Here is a 14,046-nt window from a genome sequence, read left to right on the forward strand (position 1 = left end):
ATGTCATTTATGAGTGTCGGATTTGTCAGAATTTGAAATTATAGGTTACTGCCGGAATAATGGTTCCGAAAATCGCATAGCGTACTGCTTCTGTTCGAGTCTGGTCATTTTCATTCTGGCGTACAAATACCGAAAATGGGTTGCGACGGTTATATACATTATAGACGGAAAATACCCATTCGCTCGTACCCTTTTTAAAGAAAGCATGTTTGTTTTGTCGGGTAGCAGATATATCTAAACGATGTGAAGCCGGAATGCGATAGGTATTGCGTGTATCATAATAATTATGAGGCAAGGCAATATCCTGCCATACAAATTTATTGGTCGGGAAACTGGCCGGTGTACCTGTGCTAAAGGTAAAGTTGGTTGAGAAAGACCATTTGCTGTTTAAATCATAAATACCGACAACGGCTAAGTTATGGGTTTTATCAATTCTACTCGGAAACCATTGATTCAGATTTAATCCGGGTATTTTTCTTTCTGTACGAGCTAGCGTATAACTCACCCAGCCATTAAATTTACCTCTGGTTTTCTTTACATAAAACTCTGCCCCATACGCTCTGCCATCACCAAAAAGCAAATCACCTTCTACACTTGGGTTCAACAACAGGTCAGCATTGCGTATATAATCAATCTGATTATAGAGTTTTTTGTAATAGACCTCAACCGAAGTTTCATACAGGTTATCGGCTATGTTATGAAAATACCCTAAAGCTATCTGGTCAGATAATTGAGGCTTGATATTATTGCTACTTGGTGTCCAGACGTCTAATGGCGATGAGGCTGTAGTATTAGATAAAAGATGTAAGTATTGCACCAAACGGTTATAACTTAGTTTTATAGAGTTATTTTCACCTAAACCGATATTGGCCGCAAAACGAGGCTCAAAATTGCCATATTTTTTGATAGATTGTCCCCAGTTAAAAGGAGTACTATTCGTTACCGGACGACGTTCCCCTTCTGCAGGAGCTTCACCCAGTTCTAAGGCGTTGCCTTTGCCTAAATAATCATATAACGAATAGCGCAAACCATACTGTAACGAAATCTTAGAGGTAATTTTCTGCTCATTACCGATATATAAAGCAGATTCGGCGGCAAATTTATCATCTAAGCCAATGGCTCTTTCAACGCCGCCTGAAATAGCTACTGCTTGTCCCGGATTAAATGTATAATACGTGAGCTGTCCGCCAAATGTAATGGTGTTATTGGCATTCGGATAATACGTAAAATCAGGCTTGATGCTGTAAGTAATGATATTCGATTTCCAGCGGAAAGCATCTTGCGTATTCTTCTTTTTCAAATCAGTCTGCAAGGAATAATCGTAGTTACTATAAAAAACAGTATTGTTCAGAAACAACTTATTATTAAAGATGTGGTTCCAACGAAAACTGGTAGTAGCATTCCCCCAGTTGAAACCAAAATCTGCCCCGAAAGTATCCCGTCCGAAATAGCCGGATAGGAAAATGGTATTTTTATCGTTTATCCTTAGGTTCCCTTTAGCTGTAAAATCATAAAAATAGAAGCGTGAGCCTTTCAAATCGTCTTTCAGAAAAGGTTTAGCTAAAATATCAATATAAGACCGACGAAGCGCCACAATGAAAGAGCCTTTGTCTTTAAAGATAGGTCGCTCATAAGTAAAACGAGAGAAAATACTACCGATACCGCCGGAAAACTGTGGTTTCTTGGCGTTACCTTCTTTCATTCGTACATCTAATATAGACGACACTCGGCCGCCATACTGGGCAGGAATACCCCCTTTAATCAGTTTCACATCTTTTACAGCATCCGGATTAAAAACCGAGAAAAAACCGAATAAGTGAGAAGAGTTGTAAACCGGGGCTTCATCTAAGAGTACCAGATTCTGGTCAATGCCACCACCCCGAACATTAAAACCTGATGTGCCTTCTCCAACTGATGTTACACCGGGCAGAAATTGAATACTCTTGATAATATCCACTTCACCCAATAAGGCCGGCATTTTCTGGATTGTTTTAATATCCACTTTATTGACCGACATTTCAAGGCTCTTTACATTTTCGTCGGCTCTTTTAGTAGTTACTACTACCTCCTGCAAAGCCTTGGCGTCATCTTTCAGTTCAATGTCCAATTTCAGGTCTTGCAGACTCAAATCAATGGTTTTTAATACATTCTGATAACCTACATACGTAAACACTAAGTTATATGGTCCTTTAGGGAGTGTGAGCGAATAAAAGCCATAAGCATTGGTAGTAGTACCTGTTTTTAACTCCTGCACATATACCGAAACCCCAATCAGACCCTCGCCATTGGCCGCATCTTTTATATAGCCGCTGATAGTAGCTTTCTCTTGTGCATACAATTGGGTAAAGTAAAGCAGACTCAAAATAAATAGGAGTATTTTTTTCATAAATTGGATTTTTTCAAGTAATTACCGTTGATAATAAATGTTTTATGTGGAAATAATAAAACAAAAGGAAGGTGACTGCAAAACTATTAACGATTAGCCAAGAGCAAAAGTTTTATATGATAAAGCAGAATTTTTCGCTGATGAACGACATTTCTATTCACCTGAAAACGACAGCGTATGCTGAATGTGAGTATTTTAAAAAAATAAACTAAAAAATTAGTTAATATAATTTGGAGATTAGTTTTTTATTTCTACATTTGTAGAATAAACTCTAATATTGTAGAATATGAAATTATCAGCTACTGAAGAAAACCTGATGCAATACCTGTGGAGTGCAGAAAAAGCCTTTATGAAAGATTTGCTGGAAGCATATCCTGAACCTAAACCTGCGGTTACAACCATTGCGACACTATTGAAACGAATGATTGAGAAAGGTTTTGTAGGTTATAAAGAATATGGTAATTCGAGAGAGTATTATCCTTTAATAACCAAAACCGACTATTTTGCTAACCATGTAAATGGGTTGATTAAAACCTTTTTTAACAATTCGGCTTCACAGTTTGCTTCTTTTTTTACTACCGAGACTAATCTATCTGACAAGGAATTGAATGAACTGAAGGCCATTATTGAAAAAGAAATTCAAAAAAAGAAAAACTCATGATACTCTATCTTTTCAAATCGACCGTATGCTTGTTCATACTCTGGGGTATTTATAAACTCTTTTTAGAATCAGAAAAAATCCATGTTTTTAACCGATTCTATCTTTTATTGAGTCTTGTCTTTGCATTTACCATTCCAGCCATAAATATTGAAATCCCGTCAGCAACAGCAGAAACTAATTTAGTTGTATTTAAAAAGACTTTAGAAGTACAACCAAAGCTGCTACAGTTTCCTAACAGGGCAGAGTTACCGCCAATCGAAGCGCAAAAAGCTTTTCTTTGGGTACACTATGTGGTTATTCTAAGCAGCCTTGTTTCCCTTTTCTTTTTTATCCGTTTCCTCAACAATCTTGTTACTATATTCAGAAGCACACGAACAAACCCTGTCATCAAATGGCAGGAAGCAAAGCTAATTTTATTAGATAAGAAAATCCTGCCCTATACCTTTCTGAACTACATTTTCATTAGCAGAGAGTATTATGAGAATGCTCGTATCGAACTTGAGTTATTCAGCCATGAATTAGCCCATGTTCGTCAGAAACATTCTTTAGACGTAATTTTTATAGAGTTACTGCGGATTGTTTTCTGGTTCAATCCACTACTCTATCTTTTCAAAAAAGCTATTCAACTAAATCATGAGTTTTTGGCTGACGAAGCAGTCAATAAGACTTATCATGATGTATCGGCCTATCAGTACTTACTACTTAGTAAGGCTGTACAAACCAGCGGACTAACTTTAACAAGCAACTTAAATTTTCAACTCACAAAAAAACGATTATTGATGATGACTAAAAGCACCTCCAACGCAACGGCTTTTATTAGAAAGGCCATTTGCATTCCGCTATTCATAGCCTTGGCTTTCTGTCTAACTGAATTTCAATTGATTGCACAAGAGCCAACAAACTTGAAACTTAGCTCTCCACCTACTGTTACATCAGCTTCAAAACCCCATAAACTCACCAAGGAAGATGTTAATTATTATAATGCACTTGTATTAATGAGAGATAAAAATGGAGTAAACTCTCGCAAGTACTACAATGAACTGACTGAAGAGGAGAAAAGTAAGAATATAAAAGTATTATACGCAGAAAAAATTACTCCTTCTCAAGAGGAAATGGAAAAATGGAAAGACCCTAAAATGTATGGTGTATGGATAAATGAAAAAAGAGTACGCAATAGCGAGGTAGCCAAATACAAACCAAGCGATATAGCCGAATTTTCAAGTAGCAGAGTATTAAAAAATGCTCTTAATTATGGCAAACATAAATACCAGTTAGACATCATGACCAATGATTATTATGAAAACGTTTATATAAAACAGGTCAAAGAATCGCCTACACTATTTATTGATGAAGCTAAAAAGAAAAACAATTAGGTATCTCCCCTTTTCAGCCATTTATGATGCGGGGTAGGCTGAAAGTTTGCCATTTGTTGCAATAAATCATCAATACTATCTGATACGAGCAGCAGGTTACGGCTTTCTTGTTTTACAAAACCCTCTTGCACCATTACTTCTAATTGCTTCAATAAGAAATCATAAAACCCGTTGACATTCAGAATGCCAATGGGTTTTTTATGCAAACCTAATTGCGCCCAGGTCAATATCTCAAAAAGTTCGTCAATACTGCCATAGCCACCTGGTAATGTGATAATACCATCGCAGAGTTTTTCCATCAACGCCTTACGTTCGTGCATTGATTCCACCACATGAATTTCACTTAAGCCTTTGTGTCCTACTTCCATTTTTACCAGAAAATCAGGAATGACGCCTGTTACCTGTCCACCATTGGCCAATACGGCATCTGCTACTACGCCCATTAAACCTACACTTCCGGCACCATAGATTAATCTGATATTATCTTTTGCAAACCTTGCTCCTAATCCCTCTGCGGCCTCTTTATAAGCCGGATTCTTACCAACATTAGCCCCACAATACACTAATATGCTTTTCATTTACTTGGTTTTAGATACTCTTTATTTTAATAAATACGTGATTCTATAAAACTTATAGATAATCGTTTTACCACGGAGGGTCACAGAGTTTTGCACGGAGTTTCACATTGATTCTACTCTTAATATTTAAACCCTGTAAAGATGACTACTCAGTGTAACTTTGTGCATAACTTCGTGATACTCCGTGGTTTAAATTTGTATCTTAATTAATGCTTTCTCTTTACTAATATCTTATAAAAAAATAAAACCCAACAAGGTGCTGGGCTTATTTGTTCGCTAAATTTGTCAGGAAAAAAAATCTTTGAGTTTCAATGGCTTTTTTCCTAAAATCTTTTTGAAACAATATGAAATTTGACTTCAAGACTTTAGTATAATTTTCTGCAATTTATAGACTTAGCTGTAATAATGCAAGTATTTTTTCAGAAGAGACTTCCCTGTACAGCCTGTGGTGTAATCTTAGGTTCAGCTATACGTAAATTATTGGCATTATTCAGTTTTTTTATCCAATAATGCGCCAGTTCAGGGGCATATTTATTTTCGCCACAGTGAATAAAAATATAGATATTTCTCAGTCCTTTTTTTATCCAATCAGTTATTCGGCGGCACCATTCATCTGTTCTGGTATAGTCTGTAGGGTGCAACTCATTCCCTACAAAGCGCAGCATCAGGCTATTGTCTGTCAAGGTCATGTGTAACACATCTCTCCTACCAGATACATCTGACATCACTGTACCTACACCCAACTCTTCCAGCATAGCAGTAGTATCTTTCCAAATAGACTGGTTAGCAAACCATTGTTCATGCCGGAACTCAACCGAAACAGGAAAACCCGCAGGTAATGCTTTTAAATACCTTTCGAGGTTTTTCATCTGCTTAGGCTCAAAAGTGGGAGAGAGTTGCAGAAAAGTTCTTCCTAAATTATCTCCTAATTGTAATACAGCATTGCAGAACTCTGTGGTTAATGCTTCTGCGCCGATTAACTGTCGGTCATGGCTGATGGCCTGTGGGAATTTGGGGCAAAACTTAAAACCTTTGACAGTTTCCTCTTTCCAACGCACAATCATAGCAGGTGTAGGAATCTGATAATGGGTTACATTAAGTTCTATGGTATTGAATTGTCGGGTATAATAATGCAGAAAGTCTTTTTCTTTGGCGTTAGAGGGGTATATCTTGCCTACCCAGTCTTTCATGGCCCATATTGGCGGGCCGATATAGACCTCAACAGGTTTATCAGTAATGTTCGATGATAATATTTTGTCTGTCAATGGATTATCAGGGGGTAGCGTGAAATCTACGCCCGAAATATCCGGTAGTTTTCCGAAGTCCATTGGTGTAAGTTTTTATAAAGGCTTTCGCCTCAAGTTATGTGTGTTTTAGTATATCTTATCTATTGATTTCAATTCAGCACATATATCCGGCACTCATGTTGTGGCAGTTCATGTGCTGTATCAAAAAGCAAGGTCAATGGATGATTAAAGGTTACCTCTTTTAAAACATTTTCGTCTATCGTATTGTTTGCATCAAGGTTAGCTACAAACACATATTTTGCATAGTCCTGTAGTGTCCACACCATCATTTTCTGGTTTTCGTCAGGTGCTAAGAGCCATTTTACTTCTCTTTCTTTAATCTCATCCCAGATGCTTTCAGCTACTGCCCTTATTTGTTCTAAAATAGTAAATTGCTTAAAATTCTTTCCCCAGCTAAACCCCCCATGCGTAACTTTGTCTGTTTCCTTATCGTCCTTTATTTCAAACACATATAATTTAGTATATTCCTCGTTTGTCCCTCTTTGTATATGCAGGTTACGGGTTTCAAATCCAAGGCTCATATAACTTGGCATATCTGACAGAAATAAAGCCACAAAAAAACGCAGGTGGTTACCTGTCTGATAAAAAATATCGAACCGGGGGTCGTCTCTATCAGCTGTAATCAATGTATAATTAGGGGCAAATTTTCTGGTTTTCAGCCAATTACGATATTGCCCTGTTTTCTGCATGTATTCAGGCGAGCCTACTATTGTAGATTGTAAATCACCTAACGTAGAATCAGCTTCTATGGCCTCTAAATGGTCTAATTCGTTACCGTAGCCCATAGAGTCAGGCTCTACCAAAAAAGTTTCTGCAAAAAAGCCGAAATACGGCACTCCCTGTTGCTGTACATAATGCTTAACCGCCCTCAATGGGTCATAATAGGCATCAATTTCTTTCGGAACTCCTTCTGAACGGGGTTGAAAATGTGCCATATCACCCCTCATGAAATCAAAATTATAGGCTTTCCGGCAATCGGCAACTTTCTGACAGAAGAAATTCCAAACAGGCTTATTCGGGTTTTTAAAATCTAATTTCCATTGGGCATTATCATCTTTTGAATGATAAAACTTGTAGCGTGCCAATGGCCCGAATACCCTCGACATCGCCTGTGGTTCATTAAATTCATAAGTGTACCAACGATTTCCGTTATCGTCCAGAATATACTCTTCATGATTGATATGTAAACCTCTGTATGGGGGTGCCATTGTCATCGGAAGTGTTTCGTAGCCCTGATAAACAATATCCTGCATCAGTTCTATCCTCCGCCGTAAACGTCCCTGATAGTCGGTTTTATGCCCGAATAGCACCTCCATGCGTTGTTCATCAGACAGAATAGGAATCTCAGGAGAAAAGAAAACATTTCTTGAATAAGACAAAGGAGAGCCATTGGCTGTGCCATGTCGGTGCAGATACAACCACACAATCTCTTCTATTTCACGGTAGAGCGTCTCTGAATGGCTCGAAATTCTTCCGCCTACCCGCCGTATCCACTCAAAAAAACGTGGATTGGCTATCACCATTTCTGAAAACCTATCGGTATGAGGAATTACATCCATACCTACGCTTTTGCCCATCGCATGGAGCATATTTATCACAAACACTAATTGCTTCTCCACACTATTTAATTGAGGAATAGCGGTGGCTAATTCCTGACTGAAAAACTGCGGATTAATGTTGAAGCTGGTCATCCCATACAGGCTCCCAACGACACCCGGCTCCCAGATAGGTAGCAGATGAATAGAATCCTGCGATTTAGGGATAGTCAGCGCATACTTAATCACATTAAAGAAATTGCCGATAGTACGCACATTAATGCCCACCATATTGGCTTTCTTTAGCCAGCTTCCATCTCTATAATGGCTGACAGGACTTTGAATAAATTGATTGGTATCTAAGGCTTTTTGGAGTGTTTCTGTGCCTAAACGCTTCTGAAGAATGTCTAAAATTTCATAAACATTGAGCTGAACAGCTATTTCAGGCAAAAGATTTTCGATGTACGACGTTTGATGCGAAGTATATTTATCTTTATATATATAATGATTCTGACGCCACAAATCGAACATCATAGGCTTGGCAAGTGTATCAGTTGTCATCAGTCTATACTAAATGGGTAATATACAAAGTTATGAAATCGGAACAAAATACAAGAGTTTATGGTTTTTTTTTATCAGACGGCGGAAAATAATTGATTGGCTGACAGCGATAAGAGGCAAGGTTATTGTAGTTTTGGGGGTTATTGATGTAGTTTATGCATCAATAATGACAGCGAATAAATTCGCCGCCTAATTAAACAAAGGTTTTATTTGAATTTACAAAGCCGACTTAAGTCGGCCTCCATTTATAAAATTTCCTTTGTTATCTTAGACACCGACCGCAACGCAGGCCGTTTCATTCGGTGAGTATCAGAAAAATTTCATAAACAAAATATTTATCACAAGTTCCAACCATTTCGGAAATATCAGGGTCTTTTTAAATAAAAGCCCTTTTCAGTCCATCAGGTTGGATTATAACTTACCCTTTTCATGCACCGTGAATATGAATTAGTGCAGGCTTGCATAAGGCAAGAACGGATTGCGCAGCGACAGCTCTATGAGTTGTTTGCAGGTAAGTTGCTTGTTACGGCTATGCGGTACATGAAAAATAAGTCTGATGCAGAAGATGTTTTACAAGATGCTTTTATTAAGATTTATCAGAAACTACCTACTTTCCGGTTCGATTGCCCATTAGAAGCGTGGTTGAGAAAAATAGTAGTAAATACAGCTCTAAAAGAACTGCAGAACCAACCCAACTGGATGCAACATACAGATAGCGAGCTGGTAAGTGATTCGGTAGAAGAAAAAGACTTTACGCTTTCAAACTTTCAGTTTTCGCAGTTGATGGAAATGGTTAATAGTCTGCCGGATGGTTGTAAAACAATTTTCAACCTTTATGCAGTAGAAGGCTATCAGCATAACGAAATAGCAGAATTATTGGGTATTTCTGAGGGAACCTCAAAATCGCAATATTCAAGAGCAAGGTCATTGTTACAACAAAAATTAGGCAGTAGCGGAAGAAAAGTAGAAGGGAAAACACCTGTCAACAAATTTTAAGTTAAACACTTACGAACACACGAAAGGAATAGTTTCGTGATATAAACAAAATGGAATTTCAAAAACAAAACAATTTTGAAGATGAATGGAGGAAAGCATTTGAGAATGCCTCGGTACCTCCCTCAGATGAATTGTGGGGACGCATTGAGTCAGAATTAGACAAGAAGAAGAAAAGAAGTCCTTTTTTATTTTTCCTTAAACCGTCATTTATGGCAACAGGCCTGGCAGCGGCCTTAGCTTTAGTGTTGGGAGGTATCCTGTTTTTTAATAAATCAGAAAAGACCAATATAGATGTAGCGCAAAACCCAGCAAGTGTTACACAAGATACAGGTATGGCTACTACCACACAGCCAACTGATAAAAAATTAGCGGGAGAAATGCGACTAGCAGAACAAGAAGTTTTGGCTTCGGCTGAAGCCATACATGAAGTAAGCAATACTAAGGAAGCCAAAGCAAAAAACAGTAATAAGTCAGCGTTTGAGAATCAAAATAGTATTGCCTCTATAAATGCCCGTAGCACTCAAAGCAAAATTGCCCCTCTGCCAAAGGCGTCTGATACGCAACGGGTGGTAGTTGCTCATAATAGCATTGCCACCAACAATCCGGATAAAACAACCAATAGCTTGAGTAGCCCGCTTATAGCAGAAGCATTGCCTGACACCAAAGTTGCTTTAGCCAGTGTTAATAATTTAGAAGGCAAAAAATACAGATATTTTGGCAGTAGTTATACCATGAACCGGAATAAGTTAGCGTTTGATGCCGAAATAATTGAGAATACTGAAAATAGAGACCTTGCTTCCAATGACTCAAAAGTATGGGTAGGTCTGCAATCAGGCGTTGCTCCATTTGACCCTAATATGAAATTTGGTAGCCTTAATAGCCTGGCTTATAGTTCAGCCAACGAATATGCCCAGTTAGCGAACGGGGCTTCTGCCAGTCCGGGAGATAAGATGCAGGTCTCAAGACCTCAGAATGATATAAAAGCAGGGTTAGCTATTAATAGTGGGGTAGCCGTGGGTTATAAAATTGCTAAAAAATGGCATGTAGAAAGTGGAGTAAGGTATCTGAGAGGTAACTCTACTTTAGAAACCAATACCTATTCTTTTCAGACTAATGGCTATGTAAATACATTCCTGGGCGACTATTTATTACAAAATTCTGCCAAAGACTATTCTTTTGCAGGCGTCAGTAACACAGTAGTAGCAGATGCTTCTAAATTCGGCAACAGATATGAATACCTGATGGTACCCATGCAGGTAGGTTATGAAATAGGCCTTACCAAGAAACTGGGACTGAATGTTCTGGCGGGTTTCTCTACCGACATTTTCTTACAAAACAGCATCTTTACTGATAATGGTTTAGTGAGAGGGAAGAACACTATCAGTAATGATAATAAAATATACAAACCTGTCAATTTCAGTGGTTTAGGTGGCCTGAGAGCCAGTTACCTGATAAGCAAACACTGGCAGGCAAATATCGGCACTTCGTATCAGAGAGCGTTGTTTTCGGGTATGAATTCGTCGGTAGATTTAAACATGCGATTACAAATGTTTGGAATCAATTACGGCTTTAATTATCGGTTTTAATTAGACAGAAACGCCTTTCTCATTGAGGAAGGCGTTTTTTATTAGTCAATCTTGTTCTTGCTCATATATTCCAGGTACTTTACTATCTCTTCGGCTTCTTTAGGTTTTATACCCAGATTCGGCATTTTTACCTCGTTCCGGTAACTCTCCGGTTTTTGAATAAAAGCTTTTAAATCCTCTATATTCCAGTATTCTGTTACACTCTTCGGAAAATTCAGTTCCGGCCCCATTTTGCCTCCGATTTTATTGATACTATGGCAGGTCTGGCAACGGCTTTTATATAACTCATATCCGGCTTTAGCTGTTTCTACCTTCGGCACTAAAGCCGCATCATTTTCGTGCAAAGGAGCTAAATGTATTTTCACCAGATTATAGGGCCATTTATAATCTATATCAGTGGGCGATATGCCCTCATATACTATATAAAAAGGCTCCATTTTTATTTCATCCCCATTTTGTTTCTTTACCACCTCCCACTCTTTATCTTTTGGCGCATCAACATCACTTACAGCCAGATATGCCTTCGATGAAAGCAATTTATCAAGGGGCATTTCGGGTTTATAGCCATCTTCACACTCAAAAACAACCTTGGTTTCTGCTGCATTCTGGTTTTTGGCAGAAGAATACTTTTCTAATATTTCTTTTAACGATATAGCATTGAATCGTTTCTTCTTTAAATAAACCGGGTCTTCGTTTATTAAAATAACCTGTGTTTTTTCTAACAAGCCTTTTTCTTTCAGTTCTAATAAGTCGATAGAAACAGAATCGGTTGAACTCAGTAAAATAGGCTCAGGTTTAGCTACCTGTAAAGAGTCGTTCTCTGAAGATTCTGATTGATTACAAGAAAGATAAATAAGAGGTAATAAGAGAATTAAAAAAACCTTTTTCATAGGTTAAAATACGGATAGTTTGGTATCAGAATTTAAAATTAACTTAAAATATCCGACGGGAAAATCAAATTTGTTTTTTTTTATAAAAGCATTACTTTTAGTCCTGAATTTAAAACTTTACCTATGAACAAAATCATAATCGGAAAAATATTTTTCCTATGTCTGCTCACGCATTTATCCTTTGCTCAATGGCAAATTACTGCTAAAAACTTCGACTCTAACAATTATTATGGCGTAACCGTAGCCAATGGCATGGTAGGTATTATCTCATCGCCCGAACCGCTGAAAGTAAAAGATATTGTATTGAATGGTGCTTTTGATGCTTATGGCCGGGGACGGGTATCTAACATCATGAAAGTATTTGAGTTTGCCAATATGGAACTGATTGTGGATAATCAACTGATTGATAAGAAGAATATCAGCAATTTTGCACAGACTTTAGATATGCAGAATGCCATCTTTACCACTACTTTCGACTTAGGCAATAAAGTAGCTGTTAAGTCTAATGTGCTGGCCTTGCGCCATCTTCCACATTCTGCCATGATTGAAATGGAGATTACAGCCAAACAGGATGTTGAAATAACGCCAATCAGCCTGATGCAAACGCCTGACATGCTCAGAGACGTGAATAACTATTATCACCTGATTGACCGGCCCCATTCATTGATTCCGCTAATGACTTCGGTAGCCAAAACACCTACCGGAAAACATACCATTGCGGCATCTAATTCTTTTTTATTTGAAGAAGAACGTGGCAAAGAACCACAATTGATACATGAAGAATGGGATAATGGCATGCATCGCCTGAAATTTACCAGGAAACTGAAAGCGGGTGAAACTTACAAATTTTCGGTAGTAGGCTCGGTTATTTCAACGGCTCATGTAGCCGACCCGCACAATGAAGCAGAAAGACTGACTATTTTTGCAGCACTTGAAAAAAGAGAACGCCTGCTAAAAAAACACAAAGAGGCCTGGGCAAAAATCTGGGAGTCTGATATTATTATAGAAGGAGATGCTGAAGCACAGAGAGCCGCCCGTTTTTCGCTCTATCACCTCTATTCTTTTTGCAGAGAAGGACAAGCCTATAGTCTTTCTCCAATGGGTTTATCGGGCTTAGGCTACAACGGACACGTGTTCTGGGATACTGAAATGTGGATGTATCCCCCTCTATTAGTGATGAAACCCGAATTGGCGAAATCACTTTTAGAATACCGTTTTGAACGCCTGACAGCAGCCAAAGCAAACGCCAAAGAACATGGCTTTCAGGGAGCTATGTTTCCTTGGGAATCTGATGACTCGGGGCAGGAAGCCACACCTGTATGGGCTTTAACAGGACCGTTTCAACATCATATTACGGGCGATGTTGGGTTTGCTTTCTGGAAATACTATCAGGTTACCAAAGATAAAATCTGGTTGAGAGACCGGGGTTATCCTATGCTGAAAGAAGTAGCCGATTTCTGGGTGAGCAGGGTTGAAAAAGGTGATGATGGCAAATACCATATCATCAACGTAGTGTGTGCGGATGAATGGGCTGAAAATATGGACGACAATGCTTATACCAACGGTATGGCTAAAGAAGTATTAGGCTTTGCCAATCAGGCTGCTAAAGAATTGGGTTTGCCTGAAAACCCGAAATGGAAAGAGGTACAGGAAGGCATTATAATTCTAAAATTTCCTGATGGTACTACCCGTGAACATGCCAGTTATAATGGTGAGCCAATCAAGCAGGGTGATGTAAACCTGTTAGCATACCCGATGAAACAGATTACTGACCCTAAAATCATTAAGAAAGATTTAGATTTTTATTGGAAAGTATTAGCTGATAATCTACCAGGCAGAAGAGGACAGAGCCCGGCAATGGCGCATGGGGTTTTCTCTATCCTGAATGCTCGTTTGGGCGACACAGAAACAGCTTATAAACAATATTTAGATAGCTATAAGCCCAACGAAGTACCTCCTTTCAATGTATTAGCCGAAACAGCAGGAGGCACTAATCCATATTTCGCTACGGGTGCTGGTGGATTCTTACAAACCTTTATTAATGGCTGGGCAGGGTTAGATATTACCGATGCAGGTATTATACAGCTAAAAACCAAACTACCAAGCCATTGGAAATCGTTGACAATTAAAGGAGTGGGAGTTGATAAGAAAACATTTATGGTGAAGTAATCAT

10 protein-coding genes are annotated in these 14,046 nt (G+C 38.4%); 5 read left to right on the forward strand and 5 right to left on the reverse strand.

The window, feature by feature from the left end; genetic code table 11:
- Positions 1-25: 25 nt before the first annotated feature.
- Positions 26-2,386: a TonB-dependent receptor gene (locus EWM59_RS08865; protein WP_130020606.1), complete on the reverse strand. Its 2,361-nt coding sequence runs from the start codon at positions 2,384-2,386 to the stop codon at positions 26-28.
- A gap of 286 nt (positions 2,387-2,672) precedes the next feature.
- Between EWM59_RS08865 and EWM59_RS08870 the strand changes: the two genes are divergently transcribed.
- On the forward strand, positions 2,673-3,047 hold the full coding sequence (locus tag EWM59_RS08870; protein ID WP_130020607.1) for a BlaI/MecI/CopY family transcriptional regulator: 375 nt from the start codon (positions 2,673-2,675) through the stop codon (positions 3,045-3,047).
- Entirely contained in the window at positions 3,044-4,420 is a 1,377-nt protein-coding gene (locus EWM59_RS08875; RefSeq protein WP_130020608.1) for a M56 family metallopeptidase, read from the forward strand. The genes EWM59_RS08870 and EWM59_RS08875 overlap by 4 nt, the downstream gene beginning before the upstream one ends.
- Here the strand turns inward: EWM59_RS08875 and EWM59_RS08880 are convergent.
- The 3 genes from EWM59_RS08880 to EWM59_RS08890 form a co-directional block, all read right to left on the reverse strand.
- On the reverse strand, positions 4,417-4,998 hold the full coding sequence (locus EWM59_RS08880; protein WP_130020609.1) for an LOG family protein: 582 nt from the start codon (positions 4,996-4,998) through the stop codon (positions 4,417-4,419). The genes EWM59_RS08875 and EWM59_RS08880 overlap by 4 nt on opposite strands.
- 419 nt (positions 4,999-5,417) lie before the next feature.
- Positions 5,418-6,326, reverse strand: a complete 909-nt coding sequence (locus tag EWM59_RS08885; protein WP_130020610.1) for a DUF72 domain-containing protein — start codon at positions 6,324-6,326, stop codon at positions 5,418-5,420.
- A gap of 68 nt (positions 6,327-6,394) precedes the next feature.
- The gene (locus tag EWM59_RS08890) at positions 6,395-8,401 is read right to left on the reverse strand and encodes a hypothetical protein (protein ID WP_130020611.1); all 2,007 of its coding nucleotides are present in this window, start codon (positions 8,399-8,401) and stop codon (positions 6,395-6,397) included.
- A 429-nt stretch (positions 8,402-8,830) separates the two neighbouring features.
- On the opposite strand from EWM59_RS08890, the gene EWM59_RS08895 reads away from it, so the two are divergent.
- A complete protein-coding gene (locus EWM59_RS08895) occupies positions 8,831-9,397 on the forward strand; it encodes an RNA polymerase sigma factor (protein ID WP_130020612.1) in 567 nt (188 codons plus the stop codon).
- Between the two features lie 50 nt (positions 9,398-9,447).
- Complete coding sequence (locus EWM59_RS08900; protein ID WP_130020613.1) at positions 9,448-10,983, forward strand: putative outer membrane beta-barrel protein; 1,536 nt, start codon at positions 9,448-9,450, stop codon at positions 10,981-10,983.
- 41 nt (positions 10,984-11,024) lie between these two features.
- Here EWM59_RS08900 and EWM59_RS08905 read toward each other — a convergent pair whose 3' ends face one another.
- Entirely contained in the window at positions 11,025-11,873 is an 849-nt protein-coding gene (locus EWM59_RS08905; RefSeq protein ID WP_130020614.1) for a c-type cytochrome, read from the reverse strand.
- 123 nt (positions 11,874-11,996) lie between these two features.
- On the opposite strand from EWM59_RS08905, the gene EWM59_RS08910 reads away from it, so the two are divergent.
- Positions 11,997-14,042 carry a kojibiose hydrolase gene (locus EWM59_RS08910; protein ID WP_130020615.1) on the forward strand — a complete coding sequence of 682 codons (2,046 nt, stop codon included), beginning with the start codon at positions 11,997-11,999 and terminating at the stop codon, positions 14,040-14,042.
- Positions 14,043-14,046 lie beyond the last annotated feature (4 nt).

It is taken from the genome of Emticicia agri (assembly GCF_004168285.1).
Classification (GTDB): Bacteria; Bacteroidota; Bacteroidia; order Cytophagales; family Spirosomataceae; genus Emticicia; species Emticicia agri.